The organism is Thalassospira sp., assembly GCF_048059015.1.
Classification (GTDB): Bacteria; Pseudomonadota; Alphaproteobacteria; order Rhodospirillales; family Thalassospiraceae; genus Thalassospira.
The window spans coordinates 47881-73495 of sequence record NZ_JBLLNT010000016.1; the positions used below are offsets into that span (position 1 = coordinate 47881).

The 25615-nt window shown below is 53.7% G+C and carries 24 protein-coding genes; 12 read left to right on the forward strand and 12 right to left on the reverse strand.

The annotated features are described in order from the left end of the window. The first annotated feature begins 36 nt into the window (after positions 1-36). Positions 37-786: a type I methionyl aminopeptidase gene (gene map / locus ACMZ66_RS18880; protein ID WP_416939580.1), complete on the forward strand. Its 750-nt coding sequence runs from the start codon at positions 37-39 to the stop codon at positions 784-786. A 101-nt stretch (positions 787-887) separates the two neighbouring features. Here the strand turns inward: map and ACMZ66_RS18885 are convergent, their stop codons facing one another. Both ACMZ66_RS18885 and ACMZ66_RS18890 read right to left on the reverse strand, forming a co-directional pair. Then, the gene (locus ACMZ66_RS18885; protein ID WP_416939582.1) at positions 888-3080 is read right to left on the reverse strand and encodes a malate synthase G; all 2193 of its coding nucleotides are present in this window, start codon (positions 3078-3080) and stop codon (positions 888-890) included. Positions 3081-3305: 225 nt separating this feature from the next. Next, a complete protein-coding gene (locus tag ACMZ66_RS18890) occupies positions 3306-4730 on the reverse strand; it encodes an MFS transporter (RefSeq protein WP_416939584.1) in 1425 nt (474 codons plus the stop codon). Positions 4731-5171: 441 nt separating this feature from the next. Between ACMZ66_RS18890 and ACMZ66_RS18895 the strand changes: the two genes are divergently transcribed. Together ACMZ66_RS18895 and ACMZ66_RS18900 are read left to right on the forward strand one after the other, a co-directional pair. Beyond that, positions 5172-6134, forward strand: coding sequence for a TAXI family TRAP transporter solute-binding subunit (locus ACMZ66_RS18895; RefSeq protein WP_416939586.1), 963 nt, complete (start codon positions 5172-5174; stop codon positions 6132-6134). Between the two features lie 70 nt (positions 6135-6204). Further along, positions 6205-7971: a TRAP transporter permease gene (locus tag ACMZ66_RS18900; protein WP_416939588.1), complete on the forward strand. Its 1767-nt coding sequence runs from the start codon at positions 6205-6207 to the stop codon at positions 7969-7971. Between the two features lie 58 nt (positions 7972-8029). Here the strand turns inward: ACMZ66_RS18900 and ACMZ66_RS18905 are convergent, their stop codons facing one another. The 4 genes from ACMZ66_RS18905 to ACMZ66_RS18920 all read right to left on the reverse strand — a co-directional run bounded on the left by ACMZ66_RS18905 (position 8030) and on the right by ACMZ66_RS18920 (position 11843). Next, the gene (locus tag ACMZ66_RS18905; protein ID WP_416939590.1) at positions 8030-8221 is read right to left on the reverse strand and encodes a PLD nuclease N-terminal domain-containing protein; all 192 of its coding nucleotides are present in this window, start codon (positions 8219-8221) and stop codon (positions 8030-8032) included. A 106-nt stretch (positions 8222-8327) separates the two neighbouring features. After that, a complete protein-coding gene (locus tag ACMZ66_RS18910) occupies positions 8328-9512 on the reverse strand; it encodes an NAD(P)/FAD-dependent oxidoreductase (RefSeq protein ID WP_416939592.1) in 1185 nt (394 codons plus the stop codon). Between the two features lie 132 nt (positions 9513-9644). After that, positions 9645-10685 carry a GGDEF domain-containing protein gene (locus ACMZ66_RS18915; RefSeq protein ID WP_416939594.1) on the reverse strand — a complete coding sequence of 347 codons (1041 nt, stop codon included), beginning with the start codon at positions 10683-10685 and terminating at the stop codon, positions 9645-9647. 261 nt (positions 10686-10946) lie between these two features. After that, positions 10947-11843, reverse strand: coding sequence for a GGDEF domain-containing protein (locus ACMZ66_RS18920; RefSeq protein ID WP_416939596.1), 897 nt, complete (start codon positions 11841-11843; stop codon positions 10947-10949). Between the two features lie 201 nt (positions 11844-12044). On the opposite strand from ACMZ66_RS18920, the gene ACMZ66_RS18925 reads away from it, so the two are divergent. Next, positions 12045-13007: a TPR end-of-group domain-containing protein gene (locus tag ACMZ66_RS18925; RefSeq protein WP_416939597.1), complete on the forward strand. Its 963-nt coding sequence runs from the start codon at positions 12045-12047 to the stop codon at positions 13005-13007. Positions 13008-13077: 70 nt separating this feature from the next. Here the strand turns inward: ACMZ66_RS18925 and ACMZ66_RS18930 are convergent, their stop codons facing one another. After that, positions 13078-13755: a D-lyxose/D-mannose family sugar isomerase gene (locus ACMZ66_RS18930; RefSeq protein ID WP_416939599.1), complete on the reverse strand. Its 678-nt coding sequence runs from the start codon at positions 13753-13755 to the stop codon at positions 13078-13080. Positions 13756-14018: 263 nt separating this feature from the next. On the opposite strand from ACMZ66_RS18930, the gene ACMZ66_RS18935 reads away from it, so the two are divergent. Genes ACMZ66_RS18935 through ACMZ66_RS18945 form a run of 3 tightly spaced genes read left to right on the forward strand, consistent with a single transcriptional unit; the run spans position 14019 to position 16571 of the window. Further along, positions 14019-14753, forward strand: coding sequence for an SIMPL domain-containing protein (locus ACMZ66_RS18935; RefSeq protein WP_416939601.1), 735 nt, complete (start codon positions 14019-14021; stop codon positions 14751-14753). A gap of 54 nt (positions 14754-14807) precedes the next feature. Next, positions 14808-15677, forward strand: coding sequence for a pseudouridine synthase (locus ACMZ66_RS18940; protein ID WP_416939603.1), 870 nt, complete (start codon positions 14808-14810; stop codon positions 15675-15677). A gap of 6 nt (positions 15678-15683) precedes the next feature. Continuing rightward, complete coding sequence (locus ACMZ66_RS18945) at positions 15684-16571, forward strand: 23S rRNA (adenine(2030)-N(6))-methyltransferase RlmJ (RefSeq protein ID WP_416939605.1); 888 nt, start codon at positions 15684-15686, stop codon at positions 16569-16571. Positions 16572-16640: 69 nt separating this feature from the next. On the opposite strand, the gene ACMZ66_RS18950 is transcribed toward ACMZ66_RS18945, so the two are convergent. Further along, a complete protein-coding gene (locus ACMZ66_RS18950; RefSeq protein WP_416939606.1) occupies positions 16641-17345 on the reverse strand; it encodes a ChrR family anti-sigma-E factor in 705 nt (234 codons plus the stop codon). Then, positions 17342-17932, reverse strand: a complete 591-nt coding sequence (locus ACMZ66_RS18955; protein WP_416939608.1) for a sigma-70 family RNA polymerase sigma factor — start codon at positions 17930-17932, stop codon at positions 17342-17344. Before ACMZ66_RS18955 ends, ACMZ66_RS18950 begins: the two co-directional genes overlap by 4 nt. Before the next feature lie 213 nt (positions 17933-18145). Between ACMZ66_RS18955 and ACMZ66_RS18960 the strand changes: the two genes are divergently transcribed. The 5 genes from ACMZ66_RS18960 (at position 18146) to ACMZ66_RS18980 (ending at position 23525) form a co-directional block, all read left to right on the forward strand. Continuing rightward, on the forward strand, positions 18146-19489 hold the full coding sequence (locus ACMZ66_RS18960; RefSeq protein WP_416939610.1) for an NAD(P)/FAD-dependent oxidoreductase: 1344 nt from the start codon (positions 18146-18148) through the stop codon (positions 19487-19489). Beyond that, on the forward strand, positions 19486-20322 hold the full coding sequence (locus ACMZ66_RS18965; RefSeq protein ID WP_416939612.1) for a DUF1365 domain-containing protein: 837 nt from the start codon (positions 19486-19488) through the stop codon (positions 20320-20322). Before ACMZ66_RS18960 ends, ACMZ66_RS18965 begins: the two co-directional genes overlap by 4 nt. Positions 20323-20327: 5 nt before the next feature. Then, positions 20328-21605, forward strand: coding sequence for a class I SAM-dependent methyltransferase (locus ACMZ66_RS18970; RefSeq protein ID WP_416939614.1), 1278 nt, complete (start codon positions 20328-20330; stop codon positions 21603-21605). Next, positions 21592-22947 (forward strand): MFS transporter, encoded by a 1356-nt coding sequence (locus ACMZ66_RS18975; RefSeq protein WP_416939616.1) that lies wholly within the window; start codon positions 21592-21594, stop codon positions 22945-22947. The genes ACMZ66_RS18970 and ACMZ66_RS18975 overlap by 14 nt, the downstream gene beginning before the upstream one ends. A gap of 86 nt (positions 22948-23033) precedes the next feature. Continuing rightward, the gene (locus tag ACMZ66_RS18980; RefSeq protein WP_416939618.1) at positions 23034-23525 is read left to right on the forward strand and encodes a DUF3833 domain-containing protein; all 492 of its coding nucleotides are present in this window, start codon (positions 23034-23036) and stop codon (positions 23523-23525) included. Here ACMZ66_RS18980 and ACMZ66_RS18985 read toward each other — a convergent pair. Genes ACMZ66_RS18985 through ACMZ66_RS18995 form a run of 3 tightly spaced genes read right to left on the reverse strand, consistent with a single transcriptional unit; the run spans position 23488 to position 25465 of the window. Further along, entirely contained in the window at positions 23488-23934 is a 447-nt protein-coding gene (locus tag ACMZ66_RS18985) for a nuclear transport factor 2 family protein (protein ID WP_416939620.1), read from the reverse strand. The two genes, ACMZ66_RS18980 and ACMZ66_RS18985, sit on opposite strands and share 38 nt — an antisense overlap. Further along, the gene (locus ACMZ66_RS18990; RefSeq protein WP_416939622.1) at positions 23931-24698 is read right to left on the reverse strand and encodes an SDR family NAD(P)-dependent oxidoreductase; all 768 of its coding nucleotides are present in this window, start codon (positions 24696-24698) and stop codon (positions 23931-23933) included. Before ACMZ66_RS18990 ends, ACMZ66_RS18985 begins: the two co-directional genes overlap by 4 nt. Beyond that, positions 24695-25465 (reverse strand): DUF6134 family protein, encoded by a 771-nt coding sequence (locus tag ACMZ66_RS18995; RefSeq protein WP_416939624.1) that lies wholly within the window; start codon positions 25463-25465, stop codon positions 24695-24697. Before ACMZ66_RS18995 ends, ACMZ66_RS18990 begins: the two co-directional genes overlap by 4 nt. Positions 25466-25615 lie beyond the last annotated feature (150 nt).

A 25615-nucleotide genomic window follows, 5' to 3' on the forward strand; every position in this document is an offset into this window, starting at 1 on the left:
CTTGACTTTGGTGCATTGCGTCGTAATAAGCAGTTCATGACAATTTCATCAGAAAAAGAACTCGACCATATGCGCCGAATCGGGCGCATTTGCGCCCGTGCACGTGATGTGATGGGTGCTGCTGCTGTCCCAGGCATCACCACAGCGGAACTTGACCATATCGGCCGCAAGGTCCTTGAAGATGCCGGTGCGGTATCGGCACCCGAAAGCGAATATAAATTCCCCGGCGCGACCTGCATCAGTGTCAACGAGGCAGTGGCGCACGGCATTCCCGGTGATCAGGTTCTGGCCGATGGCGATCTGGTGAATATCGATGTTTCGGCATCGCTGGACGGTTATTTTTCCGATACAGGTGCCAGCTTCATTTGCGGCACGGCAAAGCCCGAAATCGTCAAACTGTGCGAAGATGGCAAAAAGGCCATGTGGGCAGGGATCAAGGTTGTCCGGGACAAGGCGCCGATCCGCGAAATCGGTCTTAAGATTGAAAGCTTTGCGCGTAAGGGTGGTTACACCCTGATCCGTAACCTTGCCAGCCACGGCATTGGCAAGTCACTGCATGAACATCCCCATACTATTCCGACTTGGGACGATCCCAAAGAACGTCGAGCACTTAAAAAGGGGCAGGTGATCACGATCGAACCGTTCTTGTCCTATGGGGCTAAATGGGCGCTCGATGGTGAAGATGGCTGGACGCTGTTTGCCGATACCGGTGATGCGACCGTGCAGTATGAACATACCCTTGTCGTGACCGATAAGGGCTATGAGATCATGACGCTGGGTGGATAACCCATCTAAAAATGTTGCAGATTATGGTGCAGCATTTTGCCAATGAAAAAGCCGCCCCGTGACAGGGCGGCTTTTGTTTTGCGTGTCATAACGCTTGTCGCTTACACGCCGTATTTCGCCTTGGCTTCACGACGGCGGGCATGCAGGACCGGCTCGGTATAACCATTTGGCTGTTCACGCCCTTTGAAGACCAGATCACAGGCCGCAGCAAAAGCAACATTGCCATCAAAGTTCGGCGCCATGTTGCGATAGGTCGGATCACCGGCATTTTGCTTATCAACGACAGCTGCCATACGCTTCATGGTTTCCATCACCTGATCTTCGGTGCAAAGACCATGATGCAGCCAGTTGGCGATGTGCTGGCTTGAAATACGAAGCGTTGCACGGTCTTCCATCAGGCCGACATCATTGATGTCAGGCACCTTGGAGCAACCCACACCGCTATCGATCCAGCGGACAACATAGCCCAGGATTCCCTGCGCGTTGTTATCAAGTTCTTCCTGGATTTCGCTTGGCATCGGTTTGGTGTCGCCCATGCGCGGGATCGACAGGATGTCATCCAGGCTTGCGCGTTCACGTTTGCCGATTTCATCCTGAACGGCCCGGACATCAACCTGGTGATAGTGCATGACATGCAGGGTTGCTGCGGTCGGGGACGGAACCCATGCGCAGTTTGCGCCAGCTTTCGGGTGACCGATTTTCGCGGTCATCATTTCAGCCATACGATCCGGCTTGGCCCACATGCCTTTACCGATCTGGGCAATACCCTTCATGCCGCATTCAAGACCGACATCAACGTTCCAGTTTTCATAGGCCGCGATCCAGTATTGATCTTTCATCGCTTCCTTACGGACAACCGGGCCTGCTTCCATGCTGGTGTGGATTTCATCACCGGTACGGTCAAGGAAGCCGGTATTAATGAAGACAACACGGTCTTTCGCAGCACGGATGCATTCCTTAAGGTTCACCGTAGTACGGCGTTCCTCATCCATGATGCCGACCTTAAGGGTGTTTTCCGGCACATCAATCGCGCCTTCGACAAAGGCAAACAGATCATTGGTCAAAGCAACTTCTTCGGGGCCGTGCATTTTCGGCTTCACGATATAGACACTGCCATGGCGCGAGTTCGAAAGATCGTTTTTGCCTTCGACGTCATGCTTGGAAATCAGACCGGTCATCATGGCATCAAGGAAGCCTTCGGGCACTTCATTGCCATTGGTATCAAGAACCGCGTCAGACGTCATCAGATGACCAACGTTACGCACCAGCATCAGGCTGCGGCCCGGAAGAACAACTTCGTTGCCATCAAAGCCCTGATAGGAACGGTCTGGGTTCAGACGACGGGTAACGGTTTTGCCGCCCTTGTCGAACTTTTCTTCCAGCGTGCCTTTCATCAGGCCAAGCCAGTTACGATAGACTAGCGTCTTGTCTTCGGCATCAACGGCGGCAACTGAGTCTTCGCAATCCTGAATGGTGGTAAGGGCAAATTCCAGAACCACGTCGCAAACGCCTGCTGCATGGTCCTTGCCAATCGGGTGTGTCGGATCAATGCGGATTTCGACATGCAGGCCATGATTGCGCAGCAGGATTTCCGAAAGCGCACCATTGTTTTCGTTATAGCCAATGAACTGGGATGGCTGTGCCAGCGCACTTTCATTGCCATCAGCAAGGGTCGCAACCAGCGTCCACCAGCCCGAACCATCTTCACGGACTTCGTATTTGGTAACGTCGGTATGTTTACCGTTTGCCAGCGGAACAGCCTTATCAAGGAAGTCTGCAGCATAAGCGACAACAGCCGCACCGCGTTTGGGGTTAAAGCCCTTGGACTTTTCCTTGCCATCGGCTTCGTCGATGACATCGGTACCATACAGCGCATCATAAAGGCTGCCCCAACGTGCGTTGGCGGCATTAAGTGCGTAGCGCGCATTCATCACCGGCACAACAAGCTGCGGGCCGGCAACACGGGCAATTTCCGGGTCAACATTGGTGGTGCCGATATAGAAATCGTCACCCTCAGGCAGGAGATAACCGATCTCGGTCAGGAATTCCTTATAGGCGGCGGGGTCACGTGCCTGATCCTGACGGGACAGATGCCATTCGTCGATCTTGGCCTGAAGGTCGTCACGTTTGGCCAGCAGCGCCTTGTTACGCGGGCCAAGTTCGGTAACGAGCTTTTCAAACGACGCCCAGAACTGATCAGAGCTAAGCCCTGTGCCCGGAATGATTTCATTGGCAACCAGATCATGCAGAACCGTTGCGATCTGAAGGCCACCTTTTTGAATACGTTGGGTCATGTTTTCTCTCACCAGACTTGGAACCGCCGCGGAGGTCGGGGTGACACCATGCATGGGTGGCACGTCCTCAACGCATTTCCGCGCTTTCATTTGCCACAACATATGGGTTGGAACACCAATGGGTCCACATCCGGTTTTACATTTTCGGGATGTTTTCCGTATTATGGAATTCGGTCCGGCAAATAAGGCGCTGTCGGTTGTCTGTGGGAAACCTGCCCGGATTTCCTAGCGTTTGCTGGGTATATCGGTCTTTGTCTTGTCCTCTGACGCCTGATCATCGCGGGTGTCATCAAGCTGAACCTGCCCAATGTCATCGGGATGGGCAGTACCATCTGGTGTCATCATCTCGGCAATTTCTTCGATATCGGGTCCAGAGTCGGAAGCCACATCTGCGGCCTGTTCGTCTGCTGGAACATCATCGGTAATCGGGGACAATTCAAATGCCATTGGCGTGGTACGCGGAACGGCAACGAACTGACCCTGTTCTTCGATCGAGATACGACGACCAAGACCTGCGCGATAGAAGGCAAAGGCTGCAACGGCAATACCGATAATCGCAAACAGAACCGGAAGCGCCCAGGGGCCGAACTGCCCAACGGCACTTGATCCCAGAAGCGGACCGGATGCCGCCGACGCACCATAAATGATCAACAGTCCACCCGATGCCGGAACGATATCTTCGGGTTCGAGATAGTCGTTTACATAGGCAACAGCCAACCCATAGATCGGCATGATAAAGACGCCGGTAATACCGCCCCAGACGGTCAGGTTCTCACGCACAAGTTCAGGTGCCGCAAGCGGCATCAAGCCACAAACCGCCAAACCAAGCAGCACGACAATCATCACATATTGGCGCGGCACAACGTCCGAGATTTTGCCAATCGGGAACTGCATGATCATGCCGCCCAGAATGACAAAGAACATGAAATAGGCAACATCAGTTGTCGGCAGGCCAAGGTCGGCCGCAAAGACCGGACCAACACCATAAACAGCACCTGACAATACACCGGCACCTGATGCCGCAACAAAACCAAGCGGGGAGATTTTATAAAGGCGACGGAACGTCATGCGTTCGCCACTGACCGCTGCGGGCGGTGGCTGACGCGTCAGCGACAGCGGCACAAGCGAGAGTGACAGCAGCACAGACGCCACCGTAAACAGCTCAAAGCTGCTGATCGGTGATACGTTCAGCAACAGCTGACCAATCGCAAGACCGCCCAGCGAAACGGTCATATAGATTGCAATGGTACTGCCGCGCGAGGTGTTATCAGCCTGCGCATTCAGCCAGCTTTCAATCACCAGATACAGACCAGATACGCAAAGACCCGTCAAAATACGAAACAGCGACCAGGTAATCGGATCAACAAGAACCGCGTGCAAAAGCGTGATGGCAGATGCCGTTGATGCCAGTGCGGCAAACGTCCGAATATGGCCGACCCGGTTCACAAGGCTGGCACCCCAGATGATACCGGCGACAAAACCGATATAGTAGGACGCCATGATGATACCGGTATAGATCGGTGCAAATCCCTCAGACGAGGAACGCAACGCCAGCAGTGATGATTGCAGTGACGCGCCACTGTTTAGCGCAAATGCGGCAAACAGCGTCGCGGATAATGCAATAATAAGAGCAACCGGCGAACGCGGCATGGCTTCCTCGTTTGAATTTTGTGAATGCAGGATCACCCTGCGGCAATGGTCTGGAACCTGTCAATCCTTACAAGCCATTGAGGCAAAAGGATAAGACTGCATTTTGGCCTAAACGCCGATCAGCACAAGAAGTTCCTGTCGAAATTTATCGATCCCTTTAATCGCGAAACCGGTTTGGCAATAGTGCCGGTTTTGCGCAACTGGCATGTGAAAACCGAGCAACCGGGGTTTGCTGCAGGGTTGTTGCGCTGCTGATCAACCACACAAGCTTCTTGACCTTGGCGTCATTGATGCTTTCTATGACGTGGAAATTGGTTCTTTTTGCCAAAACCATCCTGAAACAGGATCGGTTTTTGCGTATGATCGCTACCAGCGAACCTGTTCGCCTTCAAACTCGGCATCCAAGCCGACCGGCGGACCACCATACAAGGGGAGGAAACCTTGAAAATTTTACGTACTCTTGGCGTCATTGCCGCCGGTGTTGTTGCCCTGTCCGTGGCCACTGCCGCACAGGCGGAAACCCGTGTGACCCTGAAATCGGCCAAGGCGGCATCATCCTATTATCAGATGGCTGCCCAACTTGCCGAAGCCATGAAGACCGGCACCAATGGTGATGTGATTGTCACCGTTGAAGAAAGCCAGGGTTCGGTTCAGAACGTCATGGAAGCCATGGTGCGCCCGGGCAATTACGTGTTTACCTCTCCGCCCGGTCTGGTTGGACTTGCACAACAGGCCAAAGGTCCGTTCAAGGATCGTCCGGCTGAAAAGTTTGAGCCGGTCCGTGCCCTGTTCCCGATCCCGTCACTGACCATGCATTTTGTCATGCGTGCAGATTCCGGTGTTACCGACTTTGCCGGTCTTGAAGGCAAAACCGTGCTTCTGGGTAAGGGGTCCTTTGGCGCGAACGAAGGCGAAAAATACCTCAAGCTGTTTGGTCTTGAAGGCAAGGTTGATCTGGCTGATGCCGAACTTTCCAACGCGGTTGCAGCCCTTAAAAACGGTCAGATTGATGGTTTCGTGACCGCTGGTTCCTGGCCGGCACCAAACGTGATCGAAGCAGCTGCCGGTTCTGATGTGACGGTGCTGTCGCTGTCTGATGAACAGCTTGCACTGACCAAGCGTGACAAAACCGTCATTCCGGCTGGTACCTATAGCGGTCAGGATGCTGATATCGTGACCTCGTCACTGACGGTTGTTGCCTTCACCACCACCCAGATGGATGAAGACACCGCCTATGCCCTGACCAAAACCTATTGGGAACAGAAGGCAAAGCTTGGTGAAAGCTCAAGCTGGTGGAACGGTGTTGCACCGGAGATGCTTGCCAATATCACCGGCAAAATCCATCCGGGTGCGCTGCGCTATTACGCCGAAGCCGGTTTCCCGGTTCGCGACGATCAGCGCTAATCGCAGATCAAACACATCTCAGGCCCGGCAGCTTTGCCGGGCCATTCTTTATTCAACAAACTGAACAGACATGTCGGCCATATCTCGCCCCTTCTGGATTACCCTTGGTGCAGTTTCGATTGCATTTCACCTGTGGCTGATTTTCTCAGGCCTCGTTCCCAATCTTGTCAGCCGTCCGATCCACATGGCGCTTGCGCTCCCATGGGCCCTGATCTTTGTTGCGAAAACCAGACCGCAGCAAATTTCGGGCGTGATCCTGACAATCATTGGTTTGATTGGCTGTGGCTGGATCGTGCTGAACCATTCAGAACTGGGTGATCAGTACGGCTTCCTGATGGGGAATACCCAGATCGCGATTGCCATATCCTTACTGATTGTTGTTCTGGAAATGGCGCGCCGCGCAATCGGTTGGCCATTGCCAATGGTGGCTGCAACTGCACTTCTTTATGCGTTTTACGGCGAATATGTTCCGGGTGAATTTGGCCATGCGGGCCTTCCGGTCGAAAGTATGTTGGGGACGCTAACCATCGCCGAAGGTGGCCTGTGGGGTAGCCTGACCGGTGTTTCGGTCAGCATCGTTGCGATCTTTGTGATCTTTGGTGCTGTGCTCAATGGCGGCGAAGCAGGCCAAGGCTTCATGAATGTTGCCGGTGCGGCAGCAGGTCGGCTTAAGGGCGGTGCAGCAAAAGTTTCAGTGATTTCATCGGCACTGTTTGGCTCCATTTCCGGATCGGCATCGGCCAATGTTGCATCGACCGGGGCGATTACGCTGCCTGCGATGACGCGCCTTGGCTATCCCAAGCGGCTTGCGGCCGCAGTTGAAGCGGTTGCGTCATCTGGCGGTCAGATCATGCCGCCTTTGATGGGGGCAGGGGCCTTTGTCATGGTGGAGCTGACCGGTCGGCCTTATGTCGACATTATGGTTGCCGCCATTTTGCCCGCGATCCTCTATTTCCTGGCCGTCTGGGTTGGCATCAATGCCTATGCCCAGCGCTATAACCTGCCCGGTGTCCCCGAAGAAGACCGCCCGTCCATGCGTGCGGTTATCATCACGTCCGGCTTCTTTTTGGTGCCCTTCACCATCCTGCTTTGGGGCATGTTTGGTGGGGGATACACCCCGCAATATGCAGCATGTCTGGCGCTGATTGCTGGCGCGGCATTGCTGTTTCTTGACGGTAATCTGAGTTTTAGTGTTGTTCGGGCAAAGGATCGCATGATCGATGTGTGTCTCAATGCCGGGCGGCAGGTGGCGATGATCGGATCGATCATTTTGTGCGCATCCATTGTCATTGGCGTGCTGGGCCTGACCGGACTTGGGGTCAAGATCACATCGCTTCTGCTATCGGGGTCTGGCGGGATGCTTTGGCCTGCCTTGTTGCTGACCGCCCTTGCCTGTTTGATCCTTGGCATGGAAGTCCCGACGACGGCGGCTTATGTCATCTGCGTATCGGTCGCGGGGCCGGCTTTGATCGAGCTTGGCCTTGATCCGCTGCAGGCGCATTTGTTCGTGTTCTGGTTTGCGTTGCTTTCGACCATCACGCCACCGGTTTGCGGGGCAGTGTTTATCGCCGCAGGCATGGTTGAAGAAAACTGGCTTAAGGTTGCCGGGACCGCGATGGCACTTGGTGTCGGGCTTTACATCGTTCCGCTTGCGATGGTTGCCAATGGGTCCTTGATCAATCTTGGTGCTGATCCGATTTGGGCGATTGCCGCCGGGCTCAAGGTCGCGCTTGGCTTGACTGCGATATCCTTCGGGCTGATTTCACCAAAGCCCGTATGGGTGCGGATCGGGCTTGCTGTCGCAGGTGGGTTTGCGATTTTTGCTGCGGGAATTTGATGCACAAAAGGCCGACAGAAAACTGTCGGCCTTTTGGTTGTGCGATTACGTGTGCGCGTTATGCGGATACACGTCCGCTGCGCGGTCCGGCAAAGAACCAGATGATCAGACCCAGAACCGGCAGGACAAGAATAAGAACGGTCCAAAGCACTTTTGATCCGGTGCTTGCCCCACTGCCCATAACATTGACGATGGCCCAAACATCGGCAATCAGGATCAACAGACCGACAATTCCACCATATTCAAGCATGTTCCAACCTCGTGATTGTTGCAGCAGCTTTAAAAGCCGCGCTTATTCAATAAACGAATGGATCACGTTGTTGTTCCCGTAGCGGGAATTTGTAGGGGGTAAGTGCCTAAACAACCTGTCCGGCAGACCAGCCAGACGACCATGCCCACTGGAAGTTAAAACCGCCCAGATGGCCGGTGACATCAACAACTTCGCCGATGAAATAAAGCCCCGGCACATCGCGCGCTTCCATGGTTTTTGATGAAAGTGCGTTGGTATCAACACCGCCCACAGTCACCTCGGCCGTGCGATAGCCTTCTGTGCCACTTGGCATGACAGTCCATTGATTGACATCCATCGCAAGTTTGCGAAGGGCCTTGTCCCCGGTTTCGCCAATCGGGCGTTCAAGGCCGTGGCGGGCAGTAATCAGTTGCGCCAACCGGTTGGGAAGGATGCGCGACAAGACATTGTGAACCGCCTGCTTCGGGTTTTCACCCTTGGCCGTTTTCAAAAGCTCAAACGCGTCTTCTTCGGGGTTCAAATTGACCGCGATGCTATCCCCTTCATCCCAATAGGACGAGATTTGCAGGATCGACGGGCCCGAAAGACCACGATGGGTAAACAGCAACCCTTCGCGGAACTGCTTCTTGTTGCATTGAACCACGGCATCGACTGAAATGCCCGACAGTTGACCCATCTGCTCGCGCAGGTCCGGATCAAATGTTAGCGGGACGAGTGCGGCCTTGGTCGGGATGACATTGATGCCAAACTGGCGCGCGATCTGATAGCCAAAGCCGGTAGCACCAATTTTCGGGATCGACAATCCGCCGCACGCAACCACCAGCGACTGGCAGGTCCACTGCGCGCCGGTACGCGTGGTGATGTCAAAGCCGCCATCTTCGCGTTTAACGATGCCTGAAACCTCGGTATTGAGTTTGATGGTGACGTCAGCCGCATCACATTCATCAAGCAGCATATCGATGATCTGGAAAGACGATTCATCGCAAAACAGCTGGCCCAAAGTCTTTTCGTGCCAGGCAATGTTGTAGCTGTTCACAAGATCAAGGAAGTCATGCTGCGTATAGCGTTTCAGGGCAGAAACGCAGAAGCGCTTGTTCTGCGAGATGAAGTTTTCCGGGCTGGTATGGATGTTGGTGAAGTTGCAGCGTCCGCCGCCAGAAATACGGATTTTTTCCGCCGGTTTGGTCGAATGATCAACCACCACCACGGAACGCCCGCGTTTACCTGCTTCTATCGCGCACATCAGTCCGGCAGCGCCGGCACCGATCACAAGGACATCAATCTTTTTCAAGCCCGTTAAATCCGTCAGAGTTCACTACGCGACCGCTTATACGTGGAAAAACCGGCCTTGTCAGCGTCAGCAGGGAAATAGCTGCATTGCAGTCACGGTCACACGACGGGATTGGGCGTTGATTTGTCTGGATCAGGCGACCTGCAATTCGTTGGCGACCTGATTGCGGCCATTTGCCTTGGCGAAATAAAGGGCCTGATCGGCGCGTTCGACCAATTTTGCCACCGGCTCGCCCGGACGGAATTCCGCAGCACCGATCGATACGGTCACCTTGCCAACTGTCGTGTGGCCATTGCGGCTGACGACACGGCGGCTTTCGATATAGCGGCGAAGTTGATCAGCAAATAGCGTGGCACGGTCAAGCGACGTGCTGGGAAGGATGATGGCAAATTCTTCGCCACCGTAACGTGCTGCGGTGTCCTTGCCCTTGACGTTGCGCTTAAGCGATTCAGCCATCAGACGAATGACCTGATCCCCGACCTGATGGCCATGAGTGTCGTTGAATTTCTTGAAGTGGTCGATATCAAGTAACAGCAGGCAAAGCGGGTCGCCTTCTTCCATCGTCATCATCACGCCATCGCGCAGTTTGGCATCAAATGCCTTGCGGTTGGCAATGCCGGTCAGGCCATCGGTCATGGCTTCGCGTTTGAGGTTTTCCATATCCTCGCGCAGCTTCGATATTTCCGACGAACTGCTGTGAAGCCTGTTTTCAAGAACCTTGTTCACACCCTCCATCTCGCGGGTCGCCCCCAAAAGGGTATGCAGCGCCTGTTCAAGATTGGAAAGATCGCGATCCTTATCGCCGACATAGGTGCAGAAGTGATCCAGCGCCTTGCTATATTGCTGGGTATCAACGCCGACCTTTTGCACGGTTTCAAGGATATTGCCCAACTGCGTACGCAGATCGGTCGAGATGCGCTCGATAATCTCGCTTTCACGGGTGTCGTGGAAAAAGCGGGTATGGATTTCCTCACACTGCAATTCATCGAATTCGCGATGATTGCTGCGCAGGATGTCAATCATCTGACAAAGCTCGCTATTGGTGCCAGCAGCATAGGTAAAGAAGATCTGGAAGTTGTCAGGATGGGACACAACGCCCAACTCTGCCATCAGGCTGAATGCGGCATCTGTGTATTCTTTAGCCCTGCTATGTTCGTGACCATATTCACTCATTATGCACCTGAGAACGCGATTGCCGTCGACGAAAATCTGGGCGGATCCTAAACATTTAGGTGGAATTTGGAGTTGATGTAGGTCAGCGGGAAATTCAAGATTTGCGAAATTTTTGAACCCCGGATTTCAAAGCGCCGATCAGGCGTAACAGGCTGATTTATAAAGGGTCATGTTTAGAAAGGCGTATCTGGAGTTTATTTAAAAAGGCACCGAACTTTCTGTAAACATACGCTTTTAACCGCCTTGGGGTGTTCTGTTTTATCAGGCGCGTGCAGCAATGTTTGTCGCGCCGGCATACAGGTCATCTTCGCTCATCACCTGATTTCGGCCACTGGTTTTGGCAAGATAGAGCGCCTGATCTGCACGCTCGAGCAGGCGTGACAGTGGCTCGCCCATCTGGAAGCTTGCGACCCCGATTGACACTGTGATTTTGCCGATATCCTCGCCACGGTTCTCGCTGACGACATATAGCCCTTCGACAGACTGCCGAATGTTTTCCGCAACGTGAATGGCATCATCAAGTTTGGTTGTCGGCAGGATGATCGCAAATTCTTCGCCGCCATATCTTGCCGTCGTATCGCGGCCTTTGACGTTTTGCTGCAAGGTTTGCGCCAGCACGCGGATGACCTGATCCCCGGCCTGGTGGCCATAAAGGTCATTAATCTGTTTGAAGAAGTCGGCATCAATCAGAAGGACGCTAAGATCCTGACCGCTTTCCATGGTTGCCATGGCCGCATCACGCAATTTCTCGTCAAATGCCTTGCGGTTGGCGATGCCGGTTAACCCGTCAGTCAGAGCTTCGCGTTTGAGCTTCTCAAGATCATCGCGCAGCTTCGACACTTCGTCGCTGGATTGATCTTGCAAACCTTTGTCGGCTTTTGCTTCCATGTGCGGATTTGCAATGCCTGCGGAGATCTGGTCACGCGTCGGATCAAGGTAGCGCAGATATAGCTCATGGCATTGCAGGTCATCAAAGGCGCGCTTGTTGCTGCGCAAAATATCAATCGCCAGAACCAGCCCGTCATTGGACATTTCAAGATAGGCATAGAAGACCGCATAGTTGATCGGACTCGCGCAAACGCCCAGCTCATCAATCAAAGCCAGTGTATGCCGCGACAGTCGTCGGGACTGTTGCCGGTATTCGTCTTGCTTGTCCATGTCTGCGACCTGAAAGGGTAATTCATGCCTGCTGCTGGCGATACGGGTAACGCTATGCGTTCATTCCGTCCTTGATGTGTATCAGATTTCGATGGTCTTCGTACAGAATCCAGTGGTTGTAATTTTATTGGTTTGTTCAAGCTTGTCCGATAGGTTCGATGCACAGGGAAACGGTTCAGGCGAAACAAGAAAGGCTCGAATATGCCAAAGCAGCTGGGGATATTGGCAGTTGTCACAATGATGGCGGGGATGCTTCTGATTGGGGATGGGGCATCTGCACAACAAAATGACGGTAGCTCAACGCCAACTGTTGCCGAGCAAATCACAGATAGCACGACCAACGCACCCGACGTGATTGATTTTCGCACACTCTCAGCCGAAGAGCGCACAAATATGCCGCCGCTGATGGAGCGCTATGTGCTGGATGAGCTCAAAAGCTTGCGCACCGAAATGCAGGGCATGCGCGCTGAATTGCTGCGTGAAGTGGTCAACCGTCAGCTTGAAGCCATCGACAAGGCGATTTCCTATTCGTCGAACACGGTCACTTATTTCTTCTATTTCGTCGCGGCTGTTGGTGCGCTTCTGACCATGTTGGGGTGGCAGTCCCTGCGTGAGCTGAAATCAAGCGTGCGCAACCTTGCCAATACCGAGTTGCAGCGCCTGTCCCAGGAATTCGAAGGTCGTCTGACCTCGCTTGAGAATGAGCTTCTTCTGAAATCAAAACTGATCAACGAACATCAGCACGAAATCGAACGCACCCAGACGATCCATGCGTTATGGCTTCAGGCCAATCAGCTCAGCAATCCGCGCTCAAAGATCGAAACCTATGACAAGATCCTTGAACTGGCCCCGGGCGATCCGGAAGTCATGGCCTATAAGGCGGATGCAGCTTTGCAGCTTGGCGATCGCGACTGGGCGCTTAGCCTGTGTAACAGATTGCTGGCTGAGGCACCGGAAAATGCCAATGGCTATTACCAGCGCGCCTGTGCCAATGCCGGGCTTGGCTTCAAGGAAGCAGCCCTTGCTGATTTGCAACGGGCAGTCAACCTTTCGGAATCCATGCGTCAACCGGCCTGGAACGAGGAAGAGTTCGAACCGCTCCGCGATCTTCCGGAATTCACCGACATTCTTGGCGAACGCAAGGACTTGCCACCAGCAGAGTGATTTGCAGCCCACAACGAAAAAGCCCCGCAACATTCGCTGCGGGGCTTTTGTTTTTTGAACGGGACTGCGCTTATTCAGTTGGCAGTTCATTCCAAAGCGGATGGATCGGTGCGACGTCTTCTTCGATCTGGGTGAAACGCGCATCGCAATCAAAGAAATAGTTATCGGTCAGGTCGTCATTAACCTGGGATACTTCGCCGACAATTACCGGGCCTTTGCCCTCTTCGCCATAGAAACGGTGAATAAGGGTACGCGGCAGGGTTACGCTCTGACCCGGCTCAAGAACAACCTTGCCGCCAGCAGGCAGGATGTTGAGCTTGCCATCGGTGCGAACACGCACGTCATTGACGCGGTCCATCTGGCCATCTTCGGTCAGGTTGCACAGCTCAATCACAAGATTGCCGCCACCCCGCACGATGATGTCTTCCATTTTGACCTTGTGGTAATGCCACGGGCATTCCTGATTTTCGCCAACGATCATGATCTTTTCGGCATAGGGTACTTCGCCCGGCTGACGCAGGATGCCATTGCGCAGGCAAAACAGGATTAGGCCGCGTTTGTCAAAATTGCCTTCGCCATAATCGGTCACGTCCCAGCCCATCTGATGGCCACGGCACCATTTCGCCAGATCTGGTTCCTGATCCCATTGTTCAGGGCTGTAATGCGCCCATTCCGGCAGTTTGAATGCGATGGATGCGTAAAGTTCCTTGGCATGCTCGATACAGGCATTGATTTCAGAACGCAGCATGGATGACCTCTTGTGACGTTTATCTGGCTGGGTCAGTGCGTTCTGACCCTGATGGGTTGGCAGGCTTTTAACATGGCGGGCATTTGAAAGCGACTGTTTTTGAATGCATTCAATTATATTGATTTCACCTGACTGAAACAGGATCAAATGAAATCAAACCCTGCCTCGTAATCGCCGCTTTTACTGCCGATATAATGAACTTAAAGATACGCGTTTTGCGATCAAATGACATCACCCCGATGCAGGCAAAGGACCCGTAAGCCATGGCGCAATCATCAGGATTTGCAAAAGTTGTTGCAGCAATCGTTGTTGCCGGTGGCTTGGCCGCATCGGGCTGGCTGGTCGGAACCGGCATTGAAAATATGCGATCGCTGGATCGTTATGTGACGGTCAAGGGATTGGCAGAACGTGATGTGAAGGCCGACAAGGCGGTCTGGCCGATTACTTATGTTGCGACCGATGATGTGCTGCAAAATGCGCAGGCCAAGATCGAAGCCGATACAGAAACCCTGTTTGCCTTCCTTGCCAGTCACGGGATCAAGCGGGAAAACACCGAACTTCAAAATCTTCAGGTAACCGATCAACTGGCACAATCTTATCGTTCCGGCCCGATTGAAAGCCGATATATCGTCAATCAAACCATTCAGGTCCGATCAGATGATGTCGATGCGGTGGTTGGCGCATCCCAGGATATCGGCAAGCTTCTTCAGGGCGGCATTGTTCTGGGCGGGCAGGGTTACAATCCCGGTCCGAGTTATCTGTTCACGGGGTTGAATGACATCAAACCGGAAATGATTGCCGCAGCCACGGCCAATGCCCGTGAAGCGGCCCAGCAATTTGCTATGGACTCCGGTGGTCAGCTTGGCGGTATCCGCCGTGCGACACAGGGACTGTTTCAGATTTTAGCAGCAGACGGCGCACCGAACATGACCGAAGCCAACCAGATCAACAAGACAGTCCGCGTTGTGACAACCATGGAATATCTCATCCGCGATTAATGCTGTTGCGACCGATTTGTTGACAGCGTCGCCAAAGCTGGTTTTATGCGCGCCATGGCGCAATTGATCCTGTTTAACAAGCCGTATGGCGTTCTGACCCAGTTCACCGACCGTGAAAACGGCCGGGCGACTTTGGCTGACTATATTGATCTGCCCGGCGTCTATGCGGCTGGGCGGTTGGATCGCGACAGCGAAGGCCTGTTGCTTCTGACCGATCATGGTCCGCTGAATGCCCAAATTGCCCATCCGAAATACAAGAAACCCAAAACATATCTGGTGCAGGTCGACGGCGAACCGACTGACGAGGCACTTGAAGCTTTGCGTAATGGTGTAGAGCTTAAAGACGGTATGACTTTGCCTGCCAAGGTACGCCGCATTGCCGAACCCGAAGGGTTGTGGGAACGCGATCCGCCGGTGCGCTATCGCGCCAATATCCTGACAAGCTGGATCGAGCTATCGATTACCGAAGGTCGCAATCGACAGGTGCGCCGCATGACGGCCGCTGTTGGTTTCCCGACACTCCGTTTGATCCGTCATGCAATTGGTGACTGGACGCTTGATGGTCTGGCACCGGGCGAATGGAAGGTGATCGAAGTCGAAGCACCCCCTGCGACCCATCGCCGGTTATCACCGGGGTCGGCCAAGCCACCAAGGCGGGATGAATTGCCTGCTGGCGATGCCGGTGATGAAACAAAGCCCGCCAAGCGCCCTGCCAAAAAGGGCGGCTATAAATCCGCGCGACAGCGCAGCCAGAATGATACGGGCCAGAGTGACGGTGGAACGGGCAACCGGTCCGGCAACAAACAGGGTATAGACAAATTCAAGCGTGGTGGTGCGAAGCCGTCCCGCGCCGGATCGCGTCCAAATTCGCGATCTCAATCGCGCGCCAAATCGAGCCCCCAAGCGCGACCGAAGAAAGGATAAGCCGACATGCTGAGTTATTTGCACGGCTTTCATGCCGGGAACTTTGCCGACATGCATAAGCATGCGGCCCTTTGGCTGGTCCTGACCCATCTTCGCAAAAAGAAGAAACCGTTCTGCGTGATTGATACCCATGCCGGATCAGGCTGGTATGACCTTGGCAGTGAACAGGCCGCGAAAACCGGCGAATGGAAAGACGGATACGCCTTGGCAAAGAAGGGTGCGAATGCACCGGAAATGCTGGGCGACTATCTTGATCACGTCGCGGGGTTCGATCCCGTCGCCAAAGCCCGCGATTACGGCGTGCGTGAAGACGATGAGTATCGCGGTCCGTTTTATCCGGGTTCGCCATTTATTGTGCGCGAAATGCTGCGCGAGGATGATGAACTTGTCCTGATGGAACTTCATCCGCGTGAACATGAAACCCTGCATCATCGGGTAAAGCGCGATGGGCGCATTCATCTGCATAAGCGTGATGGCTATGAAGGTCTGGTTGGCATGATGCCACCCGCCATTCGCCGTGGTCTGGTGCTGATGGATCCAAGTTACGACGTCAAACAGGATTACCAAAAGGCCGCCAACGCTGTGCAGAATGCTTGGGCGAAATGGCCGACCGGAACATTCATGTTGTGGTACCCGATCCTTGAAGACGGCTTTGATGCGGAACTGCGCAAATCATTTGGCGCGATCACAGCATCAGGCGGGGTTCTTTGTGCCGAACTTGCTACCGATCAGGGCGGATCAAAGGGACGCATGCGTGGCACTGGCCTTTTGGTTGTGAACCCGCCTTGGCAATTCGATCAGCAGATTGACGAGATCGGAAACTGGCTTGCCAAAACCTGCAAATTGCCCGGTCCGGCCAACCATTCCATCCGCTGGCTGGTCAAGGCCGAATAAGAAAAAGCCCCGCTGATCTGACATCAGCGGGGCTTTCTGCGTTGGGACGCAGTGGTAACTGTTTTCGTCCTAGATGCCAAAGAATGGCTGCAGCAATTTCGGCAACAGACGATTGAACTTCATCGGCGCATCGGTGGCGATCAGACAGATGCATTCCTCGGCCGTGTCGGCAATCGGTTGATGATCGACATCATCATCAAGATCGGCGACATCGCCGGCACGGAACCGACCGATTTCATCGATATAGGATCCCTTGATCAAAAGCGTCATCTCATGACCATGGTGACCATGATCGGGGATAGAGACACCCGGTGCGATCTTCATCAGGCGCACGGTGCCCTTGCTTTCGATTGATTTCAGCTGGAAATGCTTCACACCTGGTGCAAGCGACTTCCACGGAATATCTTCAAGCGAATTGACACCATCGGGCAGAAGGTCTGCCAACGGACGGGGCAGCGCATTCATGGTGCTGCCCGAAATGCTTTCTCCCACGGCAACCCTGCGTAAACTTGGCAATTCGTGGGTGACGATGTTTTCGTTTGCCGTATCACGTTCAAGCATCGCCATTACATGATCAAGCGAATGATCACCCATTGCCATGCTGTCGCTGGTTTCAAGCGCGGCACCGCCCATGGTTTCAAACTCTGTTACCTTACCGCGGCAATGCGGGCACACGGTCATGTGTGTTGCCACCAGAAGCTCCATCGCTTGGGACAGCGATCCACTGGCGTAATCCATCAGTGTCTGATCGGTTGGATGATGTTTAATGTTCATGCGACACCTTCCAGTCCGCCACGCAACTTGCCAAGAGCAAGTCGCAATCGGGACTTCACAGTCCCCAGCGGGATATCAAGACGCTCGGCAATTTCACTGTGTGAGCAATCTTCAAAAAACGACAATTCTACGACCACCTTCTGATCGGCTGGCAATTCCTTCATCGCCTCTTTGACAAGGACGGCTTCCTGATCGCGATTTACAACCTCATCTGCGAGCGGATCTTCGTCGATAATCAAAGTCGGGTCGGAATCATCAACCTCGATATGTTTGCGCTGCCGGAACCGATCGATACGCAGGTTCCTGGCAATGGTAAATATCCACGTACTCGCCGCTGCCTTCGATGGATCAAACAGGTGTGCTTTGCGCCATACCTGCATCATTGCTTCCTGTGACAGTTCTTCGGCAGTTTCGGAGTTGCCACCAAAACGGAACATGTAGGCCTTCACGCGTGGTGCGAAATGCGCAAACAACTGCGCAAACGCTTCCCGGTCGCGTGTCGACGCAACGGAAACGATCCAATCGGCACATCTTTTCGCCTCGGCCGGATCAGCTGGTCCGGGGCGTCGTGCTTTGGTGCCGCTCATTCTGGTTTCAGGTCCCCTTTGGGGCCGCGCCAAGATCGTGTTCATCATGCAAATCTTACGGCGGCCGTTTTCATTTGGATCAAATAAAATTGTACGTTTTCTGCCAACCACTTACAATGATGACGGGCAATTATTATCCTGTGATCCGCATGTTGGTGTCATGCGTACTCATATGTAGTTCTGAATTCATAACTGCAAGCAGGCCGAACCCATATGAACATTGTCACATCGGGCAAACTCAATATCGCTGTCGTCGGTTCCGGTATATCGGGCCTGTCGGCTGCCTGGTTGCTCAGCCAGGCCCATAATGTGACGCTGTTTGAAAAGGACGACCGTCCGGGCGGCCATTCCAACACAGTACACGCAGGTAACACGCCGGTTGATACCGGCTTTATTGTTTATAACACGCGCTGTTACCCAAATCTGTGTGCGCTGTTTGATCATCTGGATGTCAAAACCACTGCAACGGATATGTCCTTTGCCGCATCGATAGATGAAGGCGGTCTGGAATATGGTGGCAGTGACCTGGCCGCACTTTTTGCCCAGAAACGCAACATCGTCCGCCCGCGATTTTTGATGATGGTGCGCGACATTCTGCGTTTCTATCGCGAAGCGCCACTTGCCCTTGAAGACGGCACTGCCGAGCATGTCAGCCTTGGCGATTATTTGCGCGAAAAGCGCTACTCGAAATCCTTTATCAATGATCATCTGCTGCCGATGGGGGCTGCGATCTGGTCGACGCCGGTCGATACCATGATGGCTTATCCGCTGGCGGCGTTTGTCCGGTTTTGCCAGAACCATGGTCTGTTGCAGATCAAGGATCGCCCGCAATGGCGAACAGTCGTTGGCGGATCGCGTGAATATGTAAAACGTATGACTGCGGGTATCTCGGGCGGTGTGGTTCTCGACCGTGCAATTGCCAAGGTCGGTCGCAGCGCAAATGGTGGTGCCTTTATCGAAGACCGCTATGGCAAACGTGATGAATTTGATCACGTTGTTCTGGCCTGCCACGGCGATCAGGCGCTGGCACTTCAGGAAACGCCTGATCCCAAAGTTCACGAACTGCTCTCCGCGTTTAAGTATGAGCGCAATCTGGCGATCCTGCATAATGACGACAGCCTGATGCCCAAAAACAAAAAGGTCTGGTCAAGCTGGAACTACCTTGCTGAAGAACAGGATGGTGAACAAAAGGTCTGCGTGACCTATTGGATGAACCGTTTGCAGCATCTCGATAATAGTAATCCGCTGTTCGTAACGCTGAACCCGCCGCGCCATCCCAAGGATGGCAGCGTGATCCGTTCGTTCCTTTACGATCACCCCTTGTTTGATGCGGGCGCAATGGCGGCGCAAAAGAACCTTTGGTCCATTCAGGGTGTTGATAATATCTGGTATTGCGGCAGCTACTTTGGCTATGGCTTCCACGAAGACGGTATTCAATCGGGTCTGGCCGTGGCCGAGGCATTGGGTAATGTTCGCCGCCCTTGGAATGTTAAAAATGAAAGCGGTCGTATTCATTTGCCAGCGCCATCTAAGCGCCAATCAAGCGAGGCGGCATGACCGAGCAGCACGATAAGGCCCATTGGGCATCGGCGCTGTATGAAGGGGTTGTGACCCATCATCGGTTGCGCCCGAAAAAGCACAAGCTGCGCTATCGGGTGTTTTCCTTCCTGCTTGATCTTGATGAAATCGACGATCTGGCTTCCAGACTTCGGTTGTTTAGCCGCAATCGTTTTAATCTTTTTTCTTTCCATGATCGTGACCATGCTGATGGTGGGACAAAGGACCTGCGCAGCCGTCTTGAGACGATTTTGGCCGACCATGGCTTGCGAAATTCTGCGCACAAAATTCAGTTGCTTTGCTATCCGCGCTTGCTGGGCTTCGTGTTCAATCCACTATCGGTTTATTTCTGCCATCGCGCTGATGGATCAGTGGGCGCTGTCCTTTATGAAGTCTCAAACACCTTTGGGGATCGGCACAGCTATCTAATCCCGGTCGGCGAAGACGGCATCGATCAAAAGGGCGTTTTACGCCAATCCTGTGCCAAGGGTTTTTACGTCTCGCCCTTTATCGACATGGTGGCCGACTATCATTTCCGTATTCGGATGCCCGGCGAAAATGTTGCGGTGACCATTCGCGAAACCGACGCCAAAGGCATGTTTTTAAATGCAGCCTTTGTTGGTGATCGAACCGCCCTTTCAGATCGTAAACTAATAGGAGCGTTCATTCGCTACCCGCTTATGACCCTAAAGGTCGTAGCGGGCATCCACTGGGAAGCGCTTCATCTGTGGCGCAAGGGAATGACATTCCATAAACGACCGGCACCGCCGCAACATGCGGTTACCTATGTGCTGGAAACCGGGACTGCAGCGGCCCAAGCAGGAAAGAGATAACAACAATGCCAGACCGCAATCGTACAGCTTCAGGATTAGCCATCCCGCTTCGTGATCGCATCATACCCGTGCTGGGGAGCGTGACCGGCAATCGCAGCATTCTAAAAGCGATGCTGCGCCGTGTGTTATCTCATCTGCATTATGGTCGCCTGACAATTGTGCTGCCCGATGGCGATACCCTGCATTTCACCGGTGAAAAAGAAACCGAACTTCGTGCCGCAATCCATATTCATAGCTGGCAGGCAATCCGTAAACTCGCCACGGGCGGCGATGTCGCCTTTGCCGAAGCCTATATGGATGGCAGCTGGAGCAGCCCGGATCTGACGCACCTCATGCAGGTGGCTATGCTCAACGAAACGATTGTCCGTGCCCGTCTGGCCGGTGGGTTCCTGTCGCGCACGATTGCGCGCATTGGTCACCTTCGCAATGCCAATACGGTCGAAGGATCAAAGCGCAATATTGCCTATCACTATGATCTGGGCAACGAATTCTATACCGCCTGGCTTGACCCAAGCATGACCTATTCGTCGGGCTATTACCGCCGAAATGACATGTCGCTTGAAGCATCACAGGCCGCAAAATATGACCGCATCTGTGAACTCGCTAACCTGCAAACCGGCGAACGCGTTCTTGAGGTCGGCTGTGGCTGGGGCGGGTTTGCCGAACTTGCTGCGGGCAAGCATCGCTGCAACGTCACGGGTCTTACCTTGTCACATGAACAGCATGCCTATGCCCATCGCAGACTTCTGATGCAGGGTCTGAATGACCGCACCGAGATTGTTCTGCGCGACTATCGCCATCAGGAAGGGCAGTTTGACAAGATCGTCTCGATCGAGATGTTCGAAGCGGTTGGCGAAGAACATTGGCCAACCTATTTCGAGATGATCCGCCGTTGCCTGAAACCCGGCGGCAAGGCGGTCCTTCAGATCATCACCATTGATGACGATCGTTTTGATACCTATCGCAAAGGTGCTGACTTCATTCAGCGTTACATTTTCCCGGGCGGTATGTTGCCATCCCCGACGGCCTTGGCCGGGGCTGTAACCAACGCGGGGCTTTATCTGCAACATTCCGAATTCTTTGGCAAATCCTATGCCCGCACACTGGCCGAATGGCAGCGCCGTTTCCAGCATAGCTGGGACGATATTGCCAAGCAGGGCTTTGATCTGCGCTTTAAGCGGATGTGGGAATATTACCTTGCCTATTGCGAGACCGGATTTGACCGCGGCTCGATCGATGTTGGTTTGTTCGTCATAGAACATCCGTCCCATGAGACCGCCTGAACCATCCCGAAATACCGCAATATTCTATGCTCTTCCCGCGATGGCGGCCGCCGTGCCGACCATCCCTGCCTATGTGCTGTTGCCAAGTTATTATGGTGATGACCTTGGGTTGGGGCTTGCGATTACGGGCGCGATATTGCTGCTGGTGCGCATGATCGATATGGCAACCGATCCGTTGATCGGGTGGTTGTCGGATCGATCAGGTAATCGCAAAATCTGGGTCGGGATCGGCGCGATCATTGCCGGCGTCGGGCTTTGGTATTTGTTTACCCCGCCAGACCAGCCAGATGCGATGTATCTTCTGATCTGGGCCAGTGTCCTGTTCCTTGGCTGGACAATGTTTCAGGTGCCTTATCTTGCCTGGGGCGCAGATCTTTCGGGTGATTACCGGGAACGCACATTGCTGACCGCCCTTCGCGAAGGGGCCGGATTGATCGGCATTGTATTGGCTGGCGGTATACCGGTTCTGATCAACGCCCCCGATCGCGCAGCAGAAATTGAAACGCTTGCCCTGGTGACCCTTGTGCTGGGGGCGGTATTCATCGCCCTGATGATCTGGCAGGTGGTTGATCCTGTGGCGCAGCAAAAGGCAATGGCACCAGCTCGGCTATCAAAGCCTTCTGGTAAAATCGGCAATCCTTCGGTGGCCTTACGGCTTGGCATACGAAGCCTTCGCGATAACCGGCTTTTCGTGCGTTTGCTATGTGCTTGGATGATCAATGGATTGGCGGCCGGTTTGCCTGCGGTCTGTTTTCCCCTTTTTGTGCGCTATTACCTTGAACTTGATCAGGACGTCGAAAATATCCTGATCCTTGCCTATTTCTCTGCGGCGATTCTGGCGATCCCGCTTTGGGTTGTGATGGCCAGCCGTTTGGGCAAGCACCGGGTTTGGTGCCTTGCCATGATCATGGCAATTGTCGCCTTTGCCTTTGTCCCGTTCTTGGGGGCAGGCGATGCTTTGGCGTTCGGGATTATCTGTCTTGTCACCGGTGCGGCATTGGGGGCTGATCTAGCACTTCCACCGGCCATTCAGGCTGATGTCGATGATTGGGATCGTTATCGGTTTGGCGCGCGCAGAACGGCCCTGTTATTTGCGCTTTGGAACATGACCAACAAGCTTGCCATGGCATTGGCGGCCGGGATTGCCTTGCCGGTTTTAGGCGCGTTTGGATTGACTGATGATGGCGGTGAAAAAACCGGGGCGCTGATCGTGCTGGTTTTGATCTATGCCGTCATCCCCATCGTATTGAAAGCAGGAGCAATCGGGATGATGTGGCGGTTTCCATTGGACGCCGTGCATCAGGTTGCCATTCGTCGGCGCCTGTTACGCCGCACCGTTTGATCTTGGGGATAGAAAGCAGGAGCAAATTGATGCTGCGGAACGTCATGGCGTTGTGTCTAATGATGGTACTAACCGGATGTGGGTCGATGAAACCGCAGGATTTTGCGCAAAAGGAACCCGTCTTCGATGTATTTGATTACTTCGAAGGCAACAGCCGGGCTTGGGGGATTTTCGAGGACCGGTTTGGCAAACTTCGCCGCCAGTTCACAGTGGATATCACAGGGTCGATCGAGGACGGCGTTCTGACCCTTGAAGAAGACTTTGTCTATGACGACGGCGAAACAGATCGCCGCGTTTGGGTCATCACAAAGACCGGCCCGCACAGTTATGAAGGCAAGGCCGATGACATCATTGGCAGTGCCGTGGGCAGCCAGTATGGTAATGCGCTGAACTGGGCCTATGACATGGACCTCAAGGTGGGTGACGGCACCTGGCGGGTCAGCTTCAATGACTGGATGTTCCTGCAGCCCGACGGGGTGCTGGTCAATCGTGCGCGGGTCAAGAAGTGGGGATTTGAAATCGGCGAAGTGACGCTGTTTTTCAGAAAGCCGCAACACGTCGCGCAAGCCGCCGAATGATCCAGCCAAGGATCGGAAGCTTTGCATAGAAGTTCTGCCCGGCATCCCAATGATCAATATGGGATGCCAGCAGGCTTCCTTTGGCATTAAATGTCACCTCGGACATGCCGGTGATTTCCCAATCACCGATGACGGGGACCTTTGCGCTAAACCGCCAGCGCAGAAAACCCATAGCGCCATCAAGCGCGCGATGGGTCACCACAAAGCGGGGATTTTCTGCATCCGTAAACGCCTTTGCCAGATAGGCAATCACATCACGCGGGCCTTGAAGCGTGGTGAACGGGTCCTGGAACGTGAAATCATCCGTGACCAGGTTTGATAGCTGATCAACATTATCGGGTGCCAGATTCTCGAAATACGCGGCATAGGCCGCAAGAAGATGGCGTTGTCTGTCGATGATTTCGTTCATGCCTTCACCAATTTGCGCATCAGCTTAAAGAACAGCGGATAGGGCAGAATACGCGCGAATTTCAGTTGCCGGACAAAGGGCGGTGGAAACGCGATTTCGAAATCATTATTGCCACAAAGACTGCGATACATGAAGTCTGCTGCTTCATCGGGCGACAGCAAGTAGGGCATGGCGAAATCGTTTTTGTCGGTCAGCCGGGTTTTTACAAAGCCCGGATTGATCACGCGCAGCAAAACCCCGCTTCCGGTAAGCTCGGTATAAAGCGTCTCGCAAAGATTGATAAGCGCTGCCTTTGTCGGGCCATAGGCTGCTGCATTGGGCAATCCGCGATATCCGGCAACCGATGCGACAACCGCGATCTCGCCCGATTTACGCGCCCGCATCTTGCCCAGAAGCGGCTCCAGACAATTCACGATGCCCATATAGTTGGTATCCACATGGCTTCGGATGGTTTCAACCGAAAACCCACCCACCTTCATTGGCGAATAGATCCCGGCGGCCAGAACCACCAGATCAGGTAGGCCAAAATGGCTTTCAATGGTGTTCAAGGCCGTCTTGACCGCGTTTGGATCGGTGATGTCGACCGGTATCGGTGTGGTTCCTGGCATATCAGCCGCCAAATCAGCCAATTTATCGGCATTGCGGGCGGATATGATGACGTTTTGATCGTCTGATGTCGGGTTTTTGTGGAATTTTTCTGCCAAAGCAGCACCAATTCCCGCAGAAGCCCCTACAATCCAGATGGTTTTAAACTGCTTTTTCATGGCTGGGCCTGTTGCGCGGTTTTGGTCGCACAGTTCATGCAGCGATAGGTGATGGTTGATCCATCACGTGCTTCAAACTGAAGACCAACCCAGCGACCTTCGTGATCGTACCAGGCATTTGTTTTAAGCTCCCCATCATAGGAAAATTCGGTTGCCCGCAATGTGCCGTTTGTTGTGCGCAGCATTTCGCTTGGCTTGGCGGTTATATCCACGTTGTTTGGCTTGCCGGTGATGGTGTTGAGCACCGAAGTGCTTCCCAAAACACCACAATGCCAATGATCGGTCGGGAAGATATTGGCCGGAACTGTCTGGATGCCATCAGGGCCCGTCACGACAAGATTCCCGTTTTCGCGGGTTGCACCAACGATGGTGCGTTCACCGTCATCATCGACCGCCACCGAAAGGGCGGCCATTTCGTTACCCTGCCACAGGCTTTCGGACCGATAGGTAAAGCTATAGGCGTTAAATCCCAGAAAGCTGATATCGATATTGCTTTGGGCGATGACCTGAAGCCCGTCGCGCCCCTGATTGAACGTCACGCTATGGCGGCCGACCGGCGCATCATTGCGCCGAATTTGAAAGAGGATTTCGTTGCCATATCGTTTGATCGGATCAAACCCCTGACAGGTATCAGGGCCATCAAACGCGGTCGACAGGGCTGCGTTTTCGATCACATTGTCGGTGCTGGCATTGGCAGCATGCATCGGAAAAATTGCCGCGATGCCAATGGCAACAAGCGTGCAAAGGGATTTGGGGGGAGAAGGCATGCGAAGTATCATCATTGAAGATACCCATGTGGCGTTAAAACGGTTGAACAAGTGATGTTCTGTTCTTGTTACGCACCGCACAACGTGACGGATCAAAAGGGACGGAATCGTGTTGATGATTGCCGTGTGGGCCGTGGTGGGGTAAAGCAG